Here is an 18,468-nt window from a genome sequence, read left to right as displayed (position 1 = left end):
CGTCAGCGATCCTGCGCTCCGTGCCAGATGCGGAGGATCTCCACGGCGGCCGGTGTGATCCGATAGACGATCACATAGGGCCACATGGCTGTGAGTTCGCGGGTCCCCGGGACAATGCCGAGCCGACCGCGCTCAGGAAGATATTCGAGACGATCGCAGGTCGCGATGATCTGGATTGCGATCCTGGTTGCGGCAAACGGGTTGTGCTCACCGATATGGGCCCGGATGCTCGCCAAGTCAGCCAAGGCATCCGCAGTGAGGATTACGGACATTCAGGCGGCGGCAGCTCGTCCTTGGTGCCCCAGGACAGCAGCCAACGCCGCACATCCTCATACGGGACGACCTTGCCGGCGTCGGCAGATGCGATGCCTTCGAGGATCGCGACACGCTTTGCGGCGATCTCGGGATCCTCAGGCGGATCGATCTGAACGGGCTTCGTCATACCCCTCAATATAGGCTCGATCCGGCCCGATGGCCATCCTGGGGCGTCTTTGGCCGGCTTGTCCGGGTATCGCCGGTCTGAACTCACACGTGGTCGTAGTCCACCACCACCCGGTCGGTCCTGGGGTGCGCCTGGCAGGTCAGGATGAAGCCGGCCTTGAGTTCCCAGGGCTCCAGCGAATAGTTCACATCCATCTCGGCCTCGCCCTCGACCAGCCGGGCGCGGCAGGTCGAGCACATGCCGCCCTTGCAGGCATAGGGCAGGTCCATGCCGGCGCGCAGTGCTGCGTCCAGGATGCTCTCGCCCTCGGCCACCGGCACCTCGCGGCGCTTGCCGTCGACGGTCAGCGCCGCCATCCGGCTGGGCATGTCGGGGGCCGGCGCGCCGGACGATGAGAGGGGGGGCTTCGGCCGCGGTCGGCCACCCAAGGCCGAGACGAAGCGTTCGACATGCACCTTCTCGGGCGCGACGCCGATCTCCGCCAGGGCGGCCTCGATCTCGTGGCTCATCCCCTCGGGGCCGCAGAGATAGACATGGTCGACGGCTTCGGCCGGCACCACCAGCCGCAACAGCCGGCGGACCTTGTCGGCGTCCAGCCGGCCGTTGAGGATGGCAAGATCCTGCTCCTCCTGCGACAGCACATGGAACACCGAGAGCCGGCCGATGAAACGGTCCTTCAGCTCCTCCAGCGCCTCGCGGAACACGATCTCCTCGGTCGACCGGTTGCCGTAGAACAGGAAGAAGCGGCTGTCGGGTTCGCGGCTCAGCACGCCGCGCAGGATCGACAGAACCGGGGTGATGCCCGACCCGGCGGCGAAGCCGACATGGATCCGTCCGGTCTCCGGAGTATGGGGCACACCGAAGCGCCCGGTCGGGGTCATCACCTCGATGGCGTCGCCGGGCTTCAGCGTGGCGTTGACCCAGCGGGAGAACACACCGCCCTCGACCTGCTTCACCGCGATCCGCAGCTCGGCATCGTCGGGGCCGGAGCAGATCGAATAGGACCGGCGCAGATCCTCGCCGTCGATGGTGGCGCGCAGGGTCAGGTACTGGCCGGGGGTGAAGCGGTAGTCGGCATCGAGCCCGTCCGGCACGTCGAAGGCGATCGAGACCGCATCGGCCGTCTCGCGCTTGAGGTCGCGGATGGTCAGGCGGTGGAAGCGCGGCGTGGACATCGGCGGCTCCCGGCCGTTAGTGGCACTTGAAATACTCGAACGGCTCGCGGCAGTCGGTGCAGCGCCACAGCGCCTTGCAGGAGGTCGAGCCGAATTCCGACAGGCGCTCGGTGTGGACCGACCCGCAGCGCGGGCAGGGGACCGTGTCCTCCCCGAACAGGGCGCGCCGTCCGCCGCCGTCCTGCGGCGGGACGATGCCGTATTCGGCCAGCTTGCGGCGGCCCTCCACGGTCATCCAGGCGGTGGTCCAGGCCGGCGACAGCACGGTCCGCACCCGGGCGCCGGCGATGCCCGCCTGCTCCAGCGCCAGCTCGATCTCCAGCCCGATCATGCTCATCGCCGGGCAGCCGGAATAGGTCGGGGTGATCGCCACCTCGACCCGGCCGTCATGCACCGCCACGTCGCGCAGGATGCCGAGATCGGCGATGGTCAGCACCGGGATCTCCGGGTCGACCACGGTGGCCGCGGCGTTCCAGGCGCGCTGGCGCAACTCCTCCGCGGCTTCTTTCTGAGTCCCCCCTCCCCCTGCGGGAGGGGGGTAGGGGGAGGGGGTTGTTTCCGCCTGAGCCGACCAAGGGGCGAGCCGAGCTGATCCGGACGCCGCGGAGGACAGGGACTCTTCGCACGCGGACGCTTGCAGACCCCTCCCCCTAGCCCCCTCCCGCAAGGGGAGGGGGGACTCGGAAGGAATGGGAGAGGCTCCGGACCTCGTCACCACTTCGCCCCCGGAAAGCTGCGCTGCAGGTATTGCAGCTCGCTGAGGAGGTGGCCGAGATGTTCGCTGTGCCGGCCGTCGCGGCCGCCGCGCTGCATCCAGCCGGGGGCCGGCGCCGTCAGCGTCGCCTCGGCCAGGATCTCGGCCACGGTCCGCGACCAGGTCTCGCGCAGGCCTGCCGGGCCGATGGCGACGCCGCGGCCGACCAGGTCGCCGTCATCCGGCTCGAAGGCCTCGCCGGTGTAGGGCCACAGCTCCTCCACCGCGGCCTGGGCCCGGGCATGGCTCTCTTCGGTGCCGTCGCCCAGGCGGATCACCCATTCGGCGCTGTGCCGCAGGTGATAGGCGCTCTCCTTCTCCGACTTCGCGGCGATCGCCGCCAGGGTCGGGTCGGTGGAGGCCATCATCGCCCGCCAATACGGGTCGGCGAAGGCGGAGTAGAACAGCTGGCGGACGATGGTGCGGGCGAAGTCGCCGTTCGGCTGCTCGACCAGCAGCAGGTTGCGGTACTGGCCGACGTCGCGCAGATAGGCGTAGCCGTCCTCGTCATTGCCGGCGGCCTCGACCTCCGCGGCATAGGCGTAGAGGGCGCGGGCCTGGCCGATCAGGTCGAGCCCGATATTGGCCAAGGCCATGTCCTCTTCCATCATCGGCGCGTGGCCGCACCATTCCGACAGGCGGTGGCCCAGGATCAGGGCGTCGTCCGCCCGCGCCAGGGCGTAGCGGACCAGCGGCGTCTCGGCGACGGTGATAGAGCTGGTGGCCATCACATATGCCCGACTTCGTCCGGCACGTCGTAGAAGGTCGGGTGGCGGTAGATCTTGCTGGCCGCCGGCTCGAACATCATGCCCTTGTCGGCGGGGTCGGAGGCGGTGATGGCGTTGGACGGCACCACCCAGATCGACAGGCCCTCGCCGCGGCGGGTGTAGAGGTCGCGGGCCGCCTGCAGCGCCATGGTGGTGTCGGCCGCGTGCAGCGACCCGACATGCTTGTGCGCCAGACCGTTGCGGCTGCGGATGAAGACTTCCCAGAGCGGAATGGTCTGGCTGGTCATGCTGGATCCTCCGGGGTCAGGCGGCGGCGCGGGCGCGGCGCTTCGCGGCGAAGGCCAGGGCGGCCTCGCGCACCCAGGCGCCGTCGTCATGGGCCTTGCGGCGGGCCGCCAGCCGGTCGCGGTTGCAGGGGCCGTTGCCGGCCAGCACCTGCTTGAACTCGCTCCAGTCGATGGTGCCGTAGTCCCAATGCCCGGTCTCGGGGTTCAACCGGAGGTCGGGGTCGGGCAGGGTCAGGTCGATGAACCGGGCCTGGGGCACGGTGGCGTCGACGAATTTCTGGCGCAGCTCGTCATTGGAGAAGCGCTTGATCTTCCACTTGGTCGAGGTGTCGCTGTGCTGGCTGTCGCCATCCGGCGGCCCGAACATCATCAGGCAGGGCCACCACCAGCGGTTCAGCGCGTCCTGCGCCATCGCCTTCTGCTCCGGCGCTCCGCGGGCCAGGGTGACCATGATCTCGTAGCCCTGGCGCTGGTGGAAGCTCTCCTCCTTGCACACCCGGATCATGGCGCGGGCATAGGGGCCGTAGGAGCAGCGGCACAGCGGGATCTGGTTCATGATCGCGGCGCCGTCGACCAGCCAGCCGATGGCGCCGATATCGGCCCAGGTCAGGGTCGGGTAGTTGAAGATCGAGGAGTATTTGGCGCGGCCGGACAGCAGCTGGTCGACCAGCTCCTCCCGCGCCGTGCCCAGCGTTTCCGCTGCGGCGTAGAGGTACAGGCCATGGCCGCACTCATCCTGCACCTTGGCCAGCAGCGCCGCCTTGCGCCGCAGCGACGGGGTGCGGGTGATCCAGTTGCCCTCGGGCAGCATGCCGACGATCTCGGAATGGGCGTGCTGGGAGATCTGCCGCGTCAGCGTCTTGCGATAGGCCTCGGGCATCCAGTCATTCGGCTCGATCCGCTCCTCGGCATCGACCCGCTCCTGGAACCGGGCGGCGAGGGCTGCGTCCTCGACCGGCCCCTTGGCGTTTGGACGGGGGGTGGCGTCGGCGGTGGCGTTGAGGGCTTGCGTGTACATGGCGTCCAGCATCCTCCCTGACCTTGGGAAGAGTATATGTCACAGGAAAATTGATCGTCAAGATTTTTCGTAACATATTGAGGCGGCGCTACCCTCTTCGTCATTGCGAGGAGGCGAAGCCGACGAAGCAATCCATGCCAGGCGGCGCCATGGATTGCTGCGCTGCGCTCGCAATGACGGGAAGGGGTGGCGCCCTACCGGAACCGCTCCTGCAGCTCCGGGCCGGGTGGGGGCAGGGGGCCGGATTCGGTCTGGCCGTGGGCGTCGAGCCAGCGTTCGGAAGCCGGCAACAGCCGGTGGTACAGGTCGGCGCACAAAGCGCGGGCGGCGGCGCCGGGCCAGTCCGGCGGCAGCAGGTCGGCCGGCAGGATCGGGTCGCGCAGGATGATGCGGCGCCAGCCATGGATCAGCAGGATGCGGGCGATGAAGCTGTCCAGCTCGGACAGGGCCTCGCCGGCCGCCAGCGCCTCCCGCAGCGGGCCGAACGCCGCGAGGAAGCGGCGATAGGCGGCGGCGGTCTCGTCCAGCGGCCAGCTCAGCGCCGCCAGCCGGCGGCCGGTGTCGGTGTCGGCCGCGGCGTCCAGGCGCAGCGCATCCGCCGCCGCCGGCGGGATCGCGGTGCCGGCCGGCGCCACCCAGACGCCCGGGGCCGCGGCGCCGAAGCCGGCCTCCTGCAGCGCCGTCCGCGCCGCCTCCCGCTCCGTCCCGGTGCCCAGCAGCACCAGCTCGAAGCCGCGGCCCGGGGCCGGCGGGTGGGCGTTGTAGATGTGCTGCGTCGCCGACCGGAACGTCTCTCGCCCCTTGTCAGCCAGGCGGTAGAAGCTGTTGCGGCCGACCCGGCTGCGCTCCAGCCAGCCATCGGCCGCCAGCCGCGACATCGCGGTGCGCACCACGCCGTCGCCGATGTCGATCGTGTGCAGGAAGGCGGACAGGGTGCCCAGCCACAGCGACCCGCCGCGCGGCACCACGGCGTCGCCATAGAGGGTGATGATGATCGACCAGGTCCGCGACGGCTCGGTCTTCAGGGTCTGCAGGATCAGGCGCAGGGCGGTGGTGGGCATGACGCTAGGAATAGCGGCAATCCGCTGTGGCGCAAATGGTGGCCGGGTTGGTGAAGGCATGGTGCCCGCTCCCCGTGTCGCCGCCCCTGGACCGCAATGGCCGGTCCGCTCCAAACTGGACATGGCGCTCGGCTCTCGGAAGCGGTCGATTGCCCCCGGATTGACAGCTGGCCTGGGCGGTCCAGATCTGCTCGGGAGATATAAGGAAGGGCGATTTGAATTGTACCACGATTATCGGGATATCAGATCCCTGACAAAGCAGAGTCCGAAATGGTTCGATGAAAAAAGGGTGCCAAGATATTGCGATTTCCATCCGAACATGGCTGCGAATATCTATGCCAAGCAGGCTGCCCTGGTCCTGATTTCATGTCAAAGCTGTGACAGTGTATTCTCTGTATGCATAACCGGCATTACGAATACCGAGAGTCAGCGGCTGGGAAAATCTCTTGCCGATGAGCTTCAGGATGGCACGCTGGATTACGGCGACCCGCCCAATATCGGATGCTGCTCGCCCGGCCCGAGCATGACCAGTGTGCCGCGCCGCATTTTGCAATACTGGGTCCTGGATCCCAAGAAATGGCAGTGGTACCGGGACGAGACCATCGAGGGCCCGTACGTCCCCGAGTTGCGGGAAGAATGGCAGAGGCAGATGTATCGAGATCTGGCTGACCAGGACGATGACGCCCGGGCTTCGCGGGAGGATGAGTGGCAGCCGCGGACGCATCGGGATGAGACCGACGAACCCGACGAGGGCGATGTCGTTCTCGTGCCGTACAAGGAGTGGCAGAGACGGGAACTGGCCAAGCAGCGCGGTGTCTGGGCTGCCTTCCGGCGCCTGCTCGACCGCCTGAAAAGCTGATCGGCTCAGGCCGTCTCGGCCTGTTTGCGGTTTTTGTGGCCGGGGGGCGGCACCGCCGCCAGGGCATCGGCGGAGCCGGACAGCACCAGCTCGGTCGCCATCCGGGCATAGTCGGCGCGGCTCAGCCCCTTGCCCTCGCGGAACCACAGATAGTGCCAGTTCAGCATGCCGAACAGCGACATGGTCAGCGGCATCAGCCGGCTGCGGTCGGCCGCCACCTGCGGCACCGCCTGGGCCAGCGCGTCGGAGAAGATCCGCACCAAAGTGCGCTCCATCTCCTTCAGCTGCTCCTGCTGGTCGGCGGGCAGCAGCTTCAGGCTGGTGATCTGCACCTGATGCTCGGCATCGGCGTTGCGGTAGGATTCGAGCAGGGCGGCAGCGATGGCATGCAGCCGGTCGCGGGCGCTGTTGGGCTCCGCCGCCGCCTTCTCCACCGCCGTGACCAGCAGCGACAGATGGTTCGACAGGATGTCGAACAGCACCGCTTCCTTGTCGCGGTAGTAGTGGTACAGCAGGGCCTTGGACATGCCGCAGGCCTCGGCGATCAGGCTCAGCGAGGCGCCGGTGAAGCCGTGCCGGGCGAACAGCTCCGCCACCTGGTGCAGGATCGCCTGCCGCTTCTCGTCGTAGTCCTGGGCGCGGGTTCGGGCCATGACCTCGGATCCGTTCACGATTCGTCGTCGCTCCAGCCTCGGATCATCGGCTGCGCAGATCAAGAATTCTCTGATCGACCGGTCAATGAATGGCGACCATGCGGCTTTGCCGGCTGCGTCTTTGTCGGCTTCCGGCGCAGCACCGGGGCGGTGGTGGCCTGCCGGCGGTCGGCGCTGGGCCGGCAGCCGAACTGGGCGCGGTAGCGGCGCGAGAAATATTCCGGCGAGGGGAAGCCGCAGGAGAAGGCGATCTCGGTGACGCTGAGGTCGGTCTGCTGCAGCAACTGGTGCGCCTTGGCCATCCGCAGGAGCCCGTACTGGCTCAGCACCGACCGGCCGAGCTCCTGCCGGAAGCGGCGCTCGAGCTGGCGCAGCGACAGGCCGATGCGGCCGGCGATCGCGGCGCAGGGCAGCGGCTCGTCGAGGGTGCCGCGCATGATGTCCAGCGCCCGCGCCACATCAGGGTCGGGCGCCCGGCGGGCCGGTTCGCCGAGCGTCTTCTGCTCGGTCTCCGGCGGGCGGACGCGGCCGAGCAGCAGGTGCTCGGCGACCTCGCCGGCCAGCCCGGCATCGGCCTGCCGGCCGATCCAGGCCACCATCATGTCGAGGATCGCCGCGGCGCCGGCGCAGGTGATGCGGTCGCCGGAGACGGCGTAGAGCTGCGGCACCGCATGCACCGCGGGATAGCGCTCCTGGAACCCGGTCAGGTTGTCCCAGTGGATCGCCGCGCTGTGGCCGTCCAGCAGCCCGGCCTCGGCCAGGGCCTGGCTGCCGTTCTCGATGCCGCCGATCTCGACCCCGAAGCGGGCCAGGCGGCGCAGCCGCTGCAGCACCGGGCGGTGGCGGGCGGCGGTCGAGGATTCGAAGCTGGCCAGCACGAACACCGTGCCGCAGCCCTCCGCCGCGTCGAGGTCGCCGTCGACCGGGGTGGCGGCGCCATTGCTGGCCCGCACCGGCCGCCCGTCGGCCGAGACCACGGTCCAGGCGAACAGCCGCTCCTGCGCCAGCCAGTTGGCGACGAACAGCGGCTCGATCGCCGCGGCGAGGCCGAGGCTGGAGAATTCCGGCAGGACCAGGAAGGCCAGTTTTCGCATGCGAGTCAGCATGCCATCCCATGGCAGGGGAGGATGGACAGAAATCGACATCGGCATGGCGAAAAAGGACAGGTCGGGCCTCGGCAGACGCCCCCATTCTCCCGTCAACGCCAAGCCAGCGGGCCCCAGGCGACCGGGCGCCCGGACAAGGAGATGACGATGGGTGCAGACACCGTGTGGAGCGCGGCCGACCAGGCTGCCGGCTATTCCCTCCCCGCCCCGTTCTTCTACGACGAATCGATCTACCGGGAGGAACGGGAGAAGATCTTCCTCAAATCCTGGCACCTCGTCGGCCACATCAACGATTTCCGCGAGACTGGCGACGTGGTGATGGAGTCGATCCTCGACCAGAGCGTGATCGTGATGCGGGCGGCGGACGGCCAGATCCGCGGCTTCCACAATGTCTGCCAGCATCGCGGCAACCGCCTGGTCGAAACCCGGCGAAGCAAGGCCCGGGCGATCACCTGCGGCTACCACGCCTGGACCTACGGCCTCGACGGCGCCCTGCGCGGGGCGCCGCGCACCGAGTGCCTGACCAATTTCGACAAGGCCAACCACGGGCTGAAGCCGGTGCGGGTCGAGGTCTTCGCCTCCTTCGTCTTCGTCAACCTCGACGCCGACGCCCAGCCGGTGGCCGAGATGGCGCCGGGCGCCGAGGCCCAGGCCCGACGCTTCCTGCCCGATCTCGACCGGCTGGTGCTGATCGAGGAGGTCGACGTGCCGGTGGCGGCCAACTGGAAGGTGATCCAGGAGAACTCGATCGAGGGCTATCACTTCACCTATTCCGGCCCGGTGCACCGCGAGTTGGCCCAGCTGATCGATTTCGACGGCTACGAGCTGACGCCGCGCGGCGACTGGTGGACCTATATCGGCCCGCCGCGAAAGGGCGTCACCGAGGCCTATGGCGTGCCGCTGGAGGGCGCGACCTGGCAGACCGACTGGTTCTTCAACCTCGGGCTGTGGCCAAACGCGACGATCTACGCCTTCCCCTATTCCGACGTGGTCGGCACCTTCATCATGATCCCGACCGGGCCGGAGACCTCGATCCTGCGCTTCGGCTATTACGGCCCGGAAGGCCGCGCACTGCCCGACGTGACCAAGGCCTGCATCCGCTGGATGAACCAGGACCTGGGGCCGGAGGACATCCAGCTCAACATCTCGAACCAGAAGGGCTTGCGGTCGATGGGCTTCAGCCATGGCCGCTACATCATCGGCGAGACGCCGGACAATCGCAGCGAGCACCTGGTGCGCCACTTCCACCGGCTGTGCCACCAGGCGATCCGCCCCGAAGCCGCCTGAAGAGATCTCCGGCGATGGCCACCCCCAATCGATACGACTACGTCATCGTCGGCGCCGGCTCGGCCGGCTGCGTCCTGGCGGCGCGGCTGACCGAGGACCCGGCGGTCCGCGTGCTGCTGCTCGAGGCCGGGCCGGCCGACCGCAGCTGGCAGATCCACATGCCGGCCGCGGTCGGCAGCCTGCTGTCCTCGGACCGGTTCAACTGGAACTACGTCTCGGACCCGGAGCCGTATCTCGACGGTCGCCGGCTGACCCATCCGCGCGGCCGGGTGCTGGGCGGGTCGTCCTCGATCAACGGCATGGTCTATATCCGCGGCCATGCCCGCGACTATGATTCCTGGGCCCAGATGGGGCTGCAGGGCTGGGCCTATGCCGATGTGCTGCCCTATTTCAAGCGGGCGGAGCGGCACGGGCTGGGCGGCGACGCCTATCACGGCGGCGACGGGCCGCTGTCCGTCTTCGCGCCCGACCCCGCGGCGTCGCCTCTGGCCGAGGCCTTCCTCCGGGCGGGGCAGCAGGCTGGCTATGGCCTGACCGACGACGTCAATGGCGAGCGCCAGGAAGGCTTCGGCCGGATCGACCGCACCACCGGCGGCGGCCGGCGCTGGAGCGCGGCGCGCGCCTATCTGCAGCCGGCGCGGAAGCGCCCGAATCTCACCGTGCTGACCGGCGCCCTGGTCCGCCGCATCGTGCTCGAGGGCGGCCGGGCGGTCGGCGTCGAATACGCCAGGCAGGGGCAGGTCGCCACCGCCCGGGCCGAGGCCGAGGTGATCCTGTCCGGCGGGGCCATCAACTCGCCCCAGATCCTGCAGCTCTCCGGTATCGGCGCGGCCGACGACCTGGCGGGGCTGGGCATCCAGCCGCTGGTCGACCTGCCCGGCGTCGGCGCCAACCTGAACGACCACCCCGACATCGTCATCCAGCACCGCTGCCTGCAGCCGGTGTCGCTGTTCGGGGTCAATCGCGGCCTCGCCAAGCTGACCACCGGGCTGCGCTGGTTCGCCGGCAAGTCCGGCCCGGCGGCATCCAACCATTTCGAGGCCGGCGGCTTCATCCGCAGCCGGCCGGGGATCGAACACCCCGATTTGCAGCTGACCTTCATGCCGATCGCGATCAAGCCCGGCACGGTCGAGGATGTCGGCGGCCACTCCTTCCAGGTGCATATCGACCTGATGCGGCCGAAGAGCCTGGGGCACGTGAAGATCCGCTCGGCCGACCCGGCCCAGCCGCCGGCGATCCGCTTCGACTATCTGAAGGAGGCGCAGGACCGCGACGACCTGCGCGCCTCGGTCCGGCTGACCCGCGAGATCCTGGCCCAGCCGGCCCTGGCGCCGTTCCGCGGCGAGGAGATCACTCCCGGCCCGGCGGTGCGCACGGATGACGAGATCGACGCCTATCTGCGCCAGGGCATCGAGACCTGCTACCACCCGGTCGGCACCTGCCGCATGGGGCGCGATGGGGCCAGCGTGGTCGACGGGCAGTGCCGGGTGCACGGCGTGGCGGGCTTGCGCGTGGTCGACGCCTCGGTGATGCCGGCGATCGTCAGCGGCAACACCAACGCGCCCACCATCATGATCGCGGAGAAGGTCAGCGACCTGATCCGCGGCCGGCCGCCGCTGCCGCGTAACGGGGCCCCGGTCTGGATCCACCCCGCCTGGGAACTCGCCCAGCGTTGAAGGAGCCCTAATGATGACGGCATTGCTGCACACCGCCGCCGCGCCCGTGCCCGGGGCGCACACCGAGGCCCGGGTGGACCTCGCCGCCGCCTTCCGCTGGTTCGCCCGGCTCGGCATGCATGAATCGATCGCCAACCACATGAGCGTCGCGGTCTCCGAAGACGGGTCGCGCTTCCTGATCAACCCGTGCCGGCTGCACTTCTCGCGGGTCACCGCCGGCAGCCTGCTGCTGCTCGACGCGCATGACCCGACCACGCTGGACAAGCCGGACGCGCCCGACCCCACCGCCTGGTACCTGCACGCAAGGCTGCATGCGCGGCTGCCGCATGCCCGCTGCGTCATGCACCTGCATTCGAAATACGCCACCGCTTTGGCCAGCCTGGCCGACAGCACGATGCATCCGATCGACATGAACACGGCCCGCTTCTTCGGCCGGGTGGCGATCGATGACGGCTTCGCCGGCATGGCCCTGTCGGATGAGGAGGGCGACCGCCAGGCCGCGCTGATGACCGAGGGCAAGACGGTGCTGCTGATGGCCAATCACGGCGTGCTGGTGATCGGCGCCACCGTCGCCGACGCCTTCGACGAGCTGTATTATTTCGAGCGCGCGGCCGAGACGCTGATCACCTGCTACGCCACCGGCCAGCCCCTGCGCGTGCTGCCCGACGACGTCGCCCGGCTGACCGAACAGCAATGGCGCGGCTATGGCCGCTTCGCCGCCGACCACCTCGACAACGTCAAGGCCATCCTGGACGAGGGGGAGCCTGGGTATCGGGGGTGAGGGGAGCCGCCACCCCCCTCGTCATTGCGAGGAGGCGAAGCCGACGAAGCAATCCATGGCGCCGGTATGGGCTGCCCGATGGATTGCTTCGCTGCGCTCGCAATGACGGGGGAGGGGGCCTGACGACGCTTAAACCGGAATCGCCACGCTGTTCTTGATCTCTCTCAGGGCGAAGTTCGAGCTGATGTGCTGCACCGCGGGGCTGGTGAACATCACCTCCTTCAGGAACTTCTCGTACTCCAGCGGGCTCTTGGTCACGATCCGCAGGATGTAGTCGGCCGAGCCGGTCATCGAGTAGAACTCCAGCACCTCCGGCCGCTCTGCGATGGTCTTCTCGAAGGCCGCGATCTGCTCGCCGTCGTGCTTGGCCAGGGTGACATGGGCGAAGGCGGTCTCGCCGAAGCCCAGCTTGGCCGGGTCGACCCGGGCGACGTAGTCCTTGATCACGCCACGCTCCTCCAGCGCCTTCAGCCGCCGCCAGGTCGGCGAGGTCGACAGGCCGATGGCGTCGGCCAGCTCCTGCACGCTCTGCCGGGCGTTGCGCTGCAGCGCCGCCAGGATGGCGCGCTCGAACCGGTCCAGATCTTCGCCATCTCCAGGCATGATATTCCCCGATTGTGGCTTCATCGGGTGGATCATACCTCAAGACCCCCAATCCCGGGTCCAGTCCGGCAAAACTTTTCCGCGAGGCGGGCGCATCCTTTTCTGACGTGATGCGCCTTGCGCGTCGGGTCAGAAGCAGGACGACACCGTGACCGCTCTCGCCTTCCAGCAGCCCCGCCGTCCCCACATCGCGAACGCGCCCGATCCCGGCGTCGACTGGCGCCGTGTCGCGCATCTGCTGCACGTCTCGCGCGCCCTCGACGCGCTGGAGGAGACGGTGCTGGTGCCGCAGAAGAAGGTGCTCTACCAGTTTTCCGCCCGCGGCCACGACCTGGCGCAGATCCTGCTGGGCACCCGGCTGACCGACCCCCGGGACGCGATCTGCGGCTATTACCGGTCGCGGCCGATCCTCTTGACCCTCGGCGTCGACCTGGCCGACGCGCTGGGCTCCTCCATGGCCCGGGCCGACGGCTATTCCGACGGCCGCGACATCGGCGTGGTGTTCAACCACCCCAACCTGTCCGGCCCCTCGGCGCTGCCGATGTGCGGCGGCGTCGGCGCCCAGTACACCCCGACCACCGGCTGGGCCCAGGCGATCGAATACGGCCGCACCGTGCTGCACGACCCGGCCTGCGACCGCGCCATCGGCGTCGCCCTGGGCGGCGACGCCTCGGTCGCCACCAACGGCTTCTGGTCGGCCCTGACCATCGCCACCACCCAGCGCCTGCCGGTGCTGTTCTACATCGAGGACAATGGCTACGGCATCTCGGTGCCGTCGCATTTCCAGACCCCGGGCGGCGACATCGCCGCCAACCTCGCCAGCTTCCGCGGCCTGCACATCCTGGCCGGCGACGGCACCGACCCGGCCGAGGCGGCGCGGCTGGTCGACGCCGCCGTGGCCCATGTCCGCGACAGCCGCGGCCCCTGCCTGCTGCGGCTTAAGGTGCCGCGGCTGGAGGGCCACAGCTTCCAGGACACCCAGACCTACAAATCGGCCGAGGTGGTGGCGGCGGAATGGGCCCGCGACCCGCTGCCCAAGCTCAGGGAATTCCTGGTCCCGGCCGTGCTGGACGCGGCCGAATGGGATGCGCTGGCGGCCGAGGCCGAGGCGGCGGTGCAGGCGGCGCGGGCGGCGGCCGAGGCTCGGCCGGTGGCCGACCCCGCGACGGTCACCCGCCACGTCTTCTCCGACGACCAGCCGCAGGTGATGGGCGGCCTGCGCGGCCAGGGCATCGTCCCGGCCGCCGGGCACGACACGCCGCAGCCGGAAGGGCCGCGGATCAACATGGTCACCGCCATCCGCCGCACCCTGGACCACGAGCTGTCGGCCAATCCGCGCATGGTGATTTTGGGCGAGGATATCGGCCCCAAGGGCGGCGTCCACGCGGTGACCCTGGGGCTGCAGGCGAAGCACGGCGTCGACAGGGTGATGGACACCAGCCTGTCGGAGGAGGGCATCGTCGGCCGCTCCGTCGGCCTCGCCCTGGCCGGGCTGCTGCCGGTGCCGGAGATCCAGTTCCGCAAATACGCCGACCCGGCGGTGGAGCAGATCAACGATTGCGGCACGCTGCGCTGGCGCACCAACAACCGCTTCGCCGCCCCCATGGTGCTGCGCATGCCGGTCGGGTTCTTCAAATGCGGCGACCCCTGGCACAGCCAGACCAACGAGGTGCAGTTCGTGCATGCGCCGGGCTGGAAGGTGGCGGTGCCGTCCAACGCCGAGGATGCGGTCGGGCTGCTGCGGGCGGCGCTGCGCGGCGACGACCCGGTGATGTTCCTCGAACACCGCGCCATGCTCGATGCCGCCTGGGCCCGGCGGCCCTATCCCGGCGACGATTACGTGCTGCCCTTCGGCCGGGCCCGGACCACGATGGCAGGCAGCGACCTGACCATCGTCACCTGGGGCGCCATGGTCGAACGGGCGGAGGAGGCGGCGCGCAGCAGCGGCCGGTCGGTCGAAGTAATTGACCTGCGCACGCTGATGCCGTGGGACAGCGCAGCCGTGCTGGCCTCGATCGCCCGCACCCGGCGCTGCCTGATCGTGCACGAGGACCTGCGCACCGGCGGCTTCGGCGCCGAGATCGCGGCCGTGGTGGCGGAGGAGGCGTTCATGGACCTCGACGCCCCGGTGGCGCGGCTGACCATGCCGGACATCCCCAGCCCCCACAATCCGGCCCTGCTCGACGCCGCGGTGCCCTCGGTCGAGCGCATCCGCGACCGGATCCTCGCGCTGACCGGGTTCTGACATGGCCGATACGATCGAAGTCACCGGTGTCGACGTCCTGGCGCCGATCCAGCAGGAGGGCACCAAGGCGGCAGTGCGCAGCTGGTTCGCGGCGGTCGGCGACACGGTGCGCGAGGGCGACCCACTGGTCGAGCTGGAGACCGACAAGGTCGCGGTCGAGGTGCCGGCCCCTGCCTCCGGCGTGCTGACCGAGATCCTGATCCCCGCCGACCAGGACGCCACGCCCGGTGCGGTGCTGGGGCGGATCGGGGCGGGCGCCGGTGAGGCCCGATCTTCCTTAGTCCCCCCTCCCCTTGCGGGAGGGGGGCAGGGGGAGGGGGTTGTCGATGACAGTCACCCACATCCGCCAATCCCTGACCGAACGTCCGGTCAATTCTTATCCGGCTCCGGCGGCGGAAACCCCCTCCCCCTAGCCCCCTCCCGCGAGGGGAGGGGGGACGCCAAGGTAGCCGACCGCTCGATCGCCGATTTCGATCCGGCGCTGCGGCTGTCGCCCTCGGTGCGCAAGCTGCTGGCCGAGACCGGGCTGGACCCCGCCGGGCTGACCGGCAGCGGCAAGGACGGGCGGCTGACCCGCCAGGATGTCGAGCAGGAGGTCGCGCGGCGCCGGGCGCCTGTCGAAACACCTGTCGAAACCTCCGCTCCTGCGGCTCCGCCACTTCGCACCTCCGCCCCCGGCGGCTCCCGCCTGATCCAGCATGACGGCATGCGCCGGCGCATCGCCGAGCACATGGCCCATTCCCTGGCCACGGCGCCGCATGTCACCGCGGTGTTCGAGGCGGATTTCACCGCCGTTCTGGCCCATCGCACCGCCAGCAGGGCGGCGTTCGAGCGCCAGGGCGTCGCCCTGACCGTCACCGCCTATATCGTCCAGGCCTGCGTCGCGGCGATGCAGGCGGTGCCGGTGGTCAACAGCCGCTGGCACGCCGACGCGCTGGAGGTGTTCGACGACATCAACATCGGCATCGGCACCGCGCTGGGCGACAAGGGCTTGGTGGTGCCCGTGGTGCACCGGGCGCAGGCGCTGTCGCTGCTGGGCACCGCCGGGCGGCTGCAGGAAACCACCGCCCTGGCCCGCGCCGGCAAACTGGCGCCGGCGGATGTCCAGGGCGGCACCTTCACCATCTCGAACCACGGCGTGTCGGGGTCGCTGCTGGCGGCGCCGATCATCATCAACCAGCCGCAGACCGCCATCCTGGGCATCGGCAAGGTCGAGAAGCGGGTGGTGGTGCGCGAGGTCGCCGGCAGCGACGCCATGCTGATCCGGCCGATGGCCTATGTCTCGCTGTCGATCGACCACCGCGCCCTCGACGGCGCCCAGACCAATGCCTGGCTGACCCGGTTCGTCGCCGCCCTCGAGGACTGGCCGCCGATCTCTTAGGCCGACCTACGCCTGCGGCGTGCCGGGATGGGCGAAGGTCCACAGCCGATTCGCCGCGAAGCCCCAGAACAGCACCAGCAGCGTGGTCGCGGCCTGGGCCGGCAGGTAGTCGGCGCCCAGCCGGCCGACCAGCCCCCACATCAGCGCGCCGGTCCAGGCGAAGCCCGAGGCCGCGACCAGGACGAAGCGCCACGCCGCTTCGCCATGCGGCCGGTCGCTGGCGAAGGTCAGCCGGCGGTTCAGGCCGTAGGACACGACGCCGCCGGCGATGTAACCGGCCAGCGTCGCCGGCAGCGGCGCGGCGGTGCCCGATTCGACCAGCCCGACCAGCACGGCGTAATGCACTGATGTGGCGACCAGGCCGACGCCGGCATAGCGGGCGAATTGCCGGCGGGCCGCGGGGGGTGGGGGAGGCTGGACGGTCATCCGCCTGTCCTGGCACAGACGCCGGCCGGCGTCATCCGCGACGGGCACCCCGGGGCGGCCGCATGAGGATCGATCGCATTTGCATTGACAGCGGGGGCCGGTTGCGGTTTCGCTGTCTCCGCTTGATGTCCTGTGGAACGAATCAACGTGATCTCCCTGTCCCCGATGCCGCGACGACGACGCCGCCGTCAGCCCGCCTTCACCGGCGCGGCGGCCTGAGGCGTCCCGGGGTGCTCGCAAAACCATGAAGCGGGCAAGGCGGAGGCCGGTCGGCGCGCGCACCGACGATCTCCGTTCCAAGGATCATTCCCGAGTGTTCTCCCTGAAGACCGAACGGCCGCACGACGCGGCCGAGATCGACGCCCTGCTCGACCTTGCCTTCGGCCCGAACCGGCAGGGCAAGACCTCCTACCGCTACCGCGACGGCATCGCGCCGGTGCGCGGCCTGTGCTTCGTGGTGCGCGAGGACGGGCGGCCTTCCGGCCGGATCCTCGGCTCGATTCGCTACTGGCCGCTGATGGTCGGGCCGGACATGCGGGCGCTGCTGCTGGGCCCGCTCGCGGTGCGGCCGGAGCTGCGCGGCGCCGGCGTCGGCGCCACCCTGATGCGGCGCAGCATGGAGCGCGCGGCCGACCAGGGCCACCGGCTGGTGCTGCTGGTCGGCGATCTTGCCTACTACGCCCGCTTCGGTTTCCAGCCGGCGGCGCCGCTGGGCTTCACCATGCCGGACGAACAGCCGCACCGGCTGCTGGTGGCCGAACTGCGCCTGGGCGCGCTGGAAGGCTGCGTCGGCGGCACCTTGCTACGGGCCGATCCGGCCAGCTCTGCGCAGATTTCGGTCTCAATGCGCGCGGCCCTGTGTTAGACAGCCCCCCGATCCCCGAGGGCCAGTCTCAGCGTGGCATGAAGACCTTTCTCGAATTCGAAAAGCCGATTGCCGAAATCGAAGGCAAGATCGAGGAGCTTCGGCACATCACCGATGCCGGCGAGCTCAACATCGCCGACGAGGTCACCCGGCTCCAGGCCAAGGTCGACAAGCTGCTGCGCGACACCTATCGCGGGCTGACCCCGGCCCAGAAGGTGCAGGTGGCGCGCCACCCGAATCGACCGCATGCGCTCGACTACATCCAGGGCCTGATCACCGACTTCCAGCCGCTCGCCGGCGACCGCGCCTTCGGCGAGGACCGGGCCATCGTCGGCGGCCTCGGCCGGTTCCAGGGCCGGTCGGTGGTGGTGATCGGGCAGGAGAAGGGCAACGACACCGAAAGCCGGCTGCGCCACAGCTTCGGCATGTCGAAGCCGGAGGGCTACCGCAAGGCCCAGCGCCTGCTCGACCTGGCCGACCGCTTCCACCTGCCGGTGATCACCATCGTCGACACCGCCGGCGCCTATCCCGGCGTCGCGTCGGAAGAGCGCGGCGTGGCCGAGGCCATCGCCAAGTCGATCGAATCCTGCCTCCGGGTCCAGGTCCCGGTCGTCTCCGTCGTGATCGGCGAGGGCGGCTCGGGCGGCGCCATCGGCATCGCCGTGGCCGACCGCGTGCTGATGCTGGAGCATGCGATCTATTCCGTGATCACGCCGGAAGGCTGCGCCTCGATCCTGTGGCGCAGCGCGTCCCACAGCCAGGAGGCCGCGGCCGCCCTGAAGCTGACGGCGCAGGACCTCAAGCAGCTCGGCGTCATCGACGGCGTGATCGAGGAGCCGGTCGGCGGCGCCCACCGCTTCCCGCAGGACGCGATCCGCGCGGTCGGCGACGCGATCGGCGCGGCGCTGGCCCCGCTCGGCGACCTCGACGGCAAGACCCTGCGCAACCGCCGGCGCGAGAAGTTCCTGGCGATCGGCCAGAACCTGGGCTGACCCACCCTCTCCATGACGTCATCCCCGCGAAAGCGGGGATGTGGACTCACATTTGAAGTGCAACAGTGAGGAGAAGACCTCGGCAGGTGTGCGGAAGTCCAGGCATTGCCGAGGGGTGTGGTTGTAGCG

20 protein-coding genes are annotated in these 18,468 nt (G+C 69.6%); 8 read left to right on the top strand and 12 right to left on the bottom strand.

The window, feature by feature from the left end; genetic code table 11:
- Nucleotides 1-2: 2 nt before the first annotated feature.
- The 8 genes from E9232_RS34805 to paaX all read right to left on the bottom strand — a co-directional run bounded on the left by E9232_RS34805 (nt 3) and on the right by paaX (nt 5,465).
- Complete coding sequence (locus E9232_RS34805) at nt 3-272, bottom strand: type II toxin-antitoxin system RelE/ParE family toxin (RefSeq protein WP_309802001.1); 270 nt, start codon at nt 270-272, stop codon at nt 3-5.
- Nucleotides 263-442, bottom strand: coding sequence for a CopG family transcriptional regulator (locus E9232_RS34800; protein ID WP_309802000.1), 180 nt, complete (start codon nt 440-442; stop codon nt 263-265). Before E9232_RS34800 ends, E9232_RS34805 begins: the two co-directional genes overlap by 10 nt.
- A gap of 83 nt (nt 443-525) precedes the next feature.
- Nucleotides 526-1,617, bottom strand: coding sequence for a 1,2-phenylacetyl-CoA epoxidase subunit PaaE (gene paaE / locus E9232_RS34795; protein WP_309801998.1), 1,092 nt, complete (start codon nt 1,615-1,617; stop codon nt 526-528).
- 16 nt (nt 1,618-1,633) lie between these two features.
- On the bottom strand, nt 1,634-2,107 hold the full coding sequence (gene paaD / locus E9232_RS34790) for a 1,2-phenylacetyl-CoA epoxidase subunit PaaD (protein ID WP_309801996.1): 474 nt from the start codon (nt 2,105-2,107) through the stop codon (nt 1,634-1,636).
- Between the two features lie 221 nt (nt 2,108-2,328).
- Nucleotides 2,329-3,099: a 1,2-phenylacetyl-CoA epoxidase subunit PaaC gene (paaC, locus tag E9232_RS34785; protein WP_309801994.1), complete on the bottom strand. Its 771-nt coding sequence runs from the start codon at nt 3,097-3,099 to the stop codon at nt 2,329-2,331.
- Entirely contained in the window at nt 3,099-3,386 is a 288-nt protein-coding gene (paaB, locus tag E9232_RS34780) for a 1,2-phenylacetyl-CoA epoxidase subunit PaaB (RefSeq protein WP_309801991.1), read from the bottom strand. The genes paaC and paaB overlap by 1 nt, the downstream gene beginning before the upstream one ends.
- Before the next feature lie 16 nt (nt 3,387-3,402).
- Entirely contained in the window at nt 3,403-4,404 is a 1,002-nt protein-coding gene (gene paaA, locus E9232_RS34775; RefSeq protein ID WP_309801990.1) for a 1,2-phenylacetyl-CoA epoxidase subunit PaaA, read from the bottom strand.
- A gap of 194 nt (nt 4,405-4,598) precedes the next feature.
- Nucleotides 4,599-5,465 carry a phenylacetic acid degradation operon negative regulatory protein PaaX gene (gene paaX / locus E9232_RS34770; RefSeq protein WP_309801989.1) on the bottom strand — a complete coding sequence of 289 codons (867 nt, stop codon included), beginning with the start codon at nt 5,463-5,465 and terminating at the stop codon, nt 4,599-4,601.
- On the opposite strand from paaX, the gene E9232_RS34765 reads away from it, so the two are divergent.
- On the top strand, nt 5,455-6,324 hold the full coding sequence (locus E9232_RS34765; RefSeq protein ID WP_309801988.1) for a hypothetical protein: 870 nt from the start codon (nt 5,455-5,457) through the stop codon (nt 6,322-6,324). The genes paaX and E9232_RS34765 overlap by 11 nt on opposite strands.
- A 5-nt stretch (nt 6,325-6,329) precedes the next feature.
- On the opposite strand, the gene E9232_RS34760 is transcribed toward E9232_RS34765, so the two are convergent.
- Nucleotides 6,330-6,977 (bottom strand): TetR-type transcription factor C-terminal domain-containing protein, encoded by a 648-nt coding sequence (locus E9232_RS34760; protein WP_309801986.1) that lies wholly within the window; start codon nt 6,975-6,977, stop codon nt 6,330-6,332.
- 59 nt (nt 6,978-7,036) lie between these two features.
- Entirely contained in the window at nt 7,037-8,071 is a 1,035-nt protein-coding gene (locus tag E9232_RS34755; protein WP_309801985.1) for a GlxA family transcriptional regulator, read from the bottom strand.
- Nucleotides 8,072-8,230: 159 nt separating this feature from the next.
- On the opposite strand from E9232_RS34755, the gene E9232_RS34750 reads away from it, so the two are divergent.
- Genes E9232_RS34750 through E9232_RS34740 form a run of 3 tightly spaced genes read left to right on the top strand, consistent with a single transcriptional unit; the run spans nt 8,231 to nt 11,827 of the window.
- On the top strand, nt 8,231-9,370 hold the full coding sequence (locus E9232_RS34750; protein ID WP_309801983.1) for an aromatic ring-hydroxylating oxygenase subunit alpha: 1,140 nt from the start codon (nt 8,231-8,233) through the stop codon (nt 9,368-9,370).
- A 14-nt stretch (nt 9,371-9,384) separates the two neighbouring features.
- The gene (locus tag E9232_RS34745; RefSeq protein ID WP_309801982.1) at nt 9,385-11,046 is read left to right on the top strand and encodes a choline dehydrogenase; all 1,662 of its coding nucleotides are present in this window, start codon (nt 9,385-9,387) and stop codon (nt 11,044-11,046) included.
- Between the two features lie 13 nt (nt 11,047-11,059).
- Nucleotides 11,060-11,827: a class II aldolase/adducin family protein gene (locus tag E9232_RS34740; protein WP_309801980.1), complete on the top strand. Its 768-nt coding sequence runs from the start codon at nt 11,060-11,062 to the stop codon at nt 11,825-11,827.
- Nucleotides 11,828-11,956: 129 nt separating this feature from the next.
- Here the strand turns inward: E9232_RS34740 and E9232_RS34735 are convergent, their stop codons facing one another.
- Nucleotides 11,957-12,430: an Lrp/AsnC family transcriptional regulator gene (locus E9232_RS34735; protein ID WP_309801979.1), complete on the bottom strand. Its 474-nt coding sequence runs from the start codon at nt 12,428-12,430 to the stop codon at nt 11,957-11,959.
- A 148-nt stretch (nt 12,431-12,578) separates the two neighbouring features.
- Here E9232_RS34735 and E9232_RS34730 point away from each other — a divergent pair, with 148 nt between their 5' ends.
- Nucleotides 12,579-14,675, top strand: coding sequence for a transketolase C-terminal domain-containing protein (locus E9232_RS34730; protein WP_309801978.1), 2,097 nt, complete (start codon nt 12,579-12,581; stop codon nt 14,673-14,675).
- A 1-nt stretch (nt 14,676) separates the two neighbouring features.
- Nucleotides 14,677-16,056 (top strand): dihydrolipoamide acetyltransferase family protein, encoded by a 1,380-nt coding sequence (locus E9232_RS34725; protein WP_309801977.1) that lies wholly within the window; start codon nt 14,677-14,679, stop codon nt 16,054-16,056.
- Nucleotides 16,057-16,062: 6 nt separating this feature from the next.
- Here E9232_RS34725 and E9232_RS34720 read toward each other — a convergent pair whose 3' ends face one another.
- On the bottom strand, nt 16,063-16,482 hold the full coding sequence (locus E9232_RS34720) for a GtrA family protein (RefSeq protein ID WP_309801975.1): 420 nt from the start codon (nt 16,480-16,482) through the stop codon (nt 16,063-16,065).
- A gap of 313 nt (nt 16,483-16,795) precedes the next feature.
- Between E9232_RS34720 and E9232_RS34715 the strand changes: the two genes are divergently transcribed.
- Both E9232_RS34715 and E9232_RS34710 read left to right on the top strand, forming a co-directional pair.
- Nucleotides 16,796-17,347 carry a GNAT family N-acetyltransferase gene (locus E9232_RS34715; protein WP_309801974.1) on the top strand — a complete coding sequence of 184 codons (552 nt, stop codon included), beginning with the start codon at nt 16,796-16,798 and terminating at the stop codon, nt 17,345-17,347.
- Nucleotides 17,348-17,385: 38 nt separating this feature from the next.
- On the top strand, nt 17,386-18,339 hold the full coding sequence (locus tag E9232_RS34710) for an acetyl-CoA carboxylase carboxyltransferase subunit alpha (RefSeq protein WP_309801971.1): 954 nt from the start codon (nt 17,386-17,388) through the stop codon (nt 18,337-18,339).
- Nucleotides 18,340-18,468 lie beyond the last annotated feature (129 nt).

Source organism: Inquilinus ginsengisoli (assembly GCF_031453975.1).
In the GTDB taxonomy this organism is placed as follows: Bacteria; Pseudomonadota; Alphaproteobacteria; order DSM-16000; family Inquilinaceae; genus Inquilinus; species Inquilinus ginsengisoli_A.
The sequence above is the reverse complement of the archived record's forward strand: the minus strand, read 5'-3'. Positions and strand labels throughout refer to the sequence as shown.

Bases quoted from the DNA above. Each gene is read 5' to 3' on its own strand.
- E9232_RS34805 (WP_309802001.1), bottom strand. From the start codon at position 272: ATGTCCGTAATCCTCACTGCGGATGCCTTGGCTGACTTGGCGAGCATC.
- E9232_RS34800 (WP_309802000.1), bottom strand. From the start codon at position 442: ATGACGAAGCCCGTTCAGATCGATCCGCCTGAGGATCCCGAGATCGCC.
- paaE (WP_309801998.1), bottom strand. From the start codon at position 1,617: ATGTCCACGCCGCGCTTCCACCGCCTGACCATCCGCGACCTCAAGCGC.
- paaC (WP_309801994.1), bottom strand. From the start codon at position 3,099: ATGGCCACCAGCTCTATCACCGTCGCCGAGACGCCGCTGGTCCGCTAC.
- paaB (WP_309801991.1), bottom strand. From the start codon at position 3,386: ATGACCAGCCAGACCATTCCGCTCTGGGAAGTCTTCATCCGCAGCCGC.
- paaA (WP_309801990.1), bottom strand. From the start codon at position 4,404: ATGTACACGCAAGCCCTCAACGCCACCGCCGACGCCACCCCCCGTCCA.
- paaX (WP_309801989.1), bottom strand. From the start codon at position 5,465: ATGCCCACCACCGCCCTGCGCCTGATCCTGCAGACCCTGAAGACCGAG.
- E9232_RS34760 (WP_309801986.1), bottom strand. From the start codon at position 6,977: ATGGCCCGAACCCGCGCCCAGGACTACGACGAGAAGCGGCAGGCGATC.
- E9232_RS34755 (WP_309801985.1), bottom strand. From the start codon at position 8,071: ATGCGAAAACTGGCCTTCCTGGTCCTGCCGGAATTCTCCAGCCTCGGC.
- E9232_RS34750 (WP_309801983.1), top strand. From the start codon at position 8,231: ATGGGTGCAGACACCGTGTGGAGCGCGGCCGACCAGGCTGCCGGCTAT.
- E9232_RS34745 (WP_309801982.1), top strand. From the start codon at position 9,385: ATGGCCACCCCCAATCGATACGACTACGTCATCGTCGGCGCCGGCTCG.
- E9232_RS34740 (WP_309801980.1), top strand. From the start codon at position 11,060: ATGACGGCATTGCTGCACACCGCCGCCGCGCCCGTGCCCGGGGCGCAC.
- E9232_RS34735 (WP_309801979.1), bottom strand. From the start codon at position 12,430: ATGCCTGGAGATGGCGAAGATCTGGACCGGTTCGAGCGCGCCATCCTG.
- E9232_RS34725 (WP_309801977.1), top strand. From the start codon at position 14,677: ATGGCCGATACGATCGAAGTCACCGGTGTCGACGTCCTGGCGCCGATC.
- E9232_RS34720 (WP_309801975.1), bottom strand. From the start codon at position 16,482: ATGACCGTCCAGCCTCCCCCACCCCCCGCGGCCCGCCGGCAATTCGCC.
- E9232_RS34710 (WP_309801971.1), top strand. From the start codon at position 17,386: ATGAAGACCTTTCTCGAATTCGAAAAGCCGATTGCCGAAATCGAAGGC.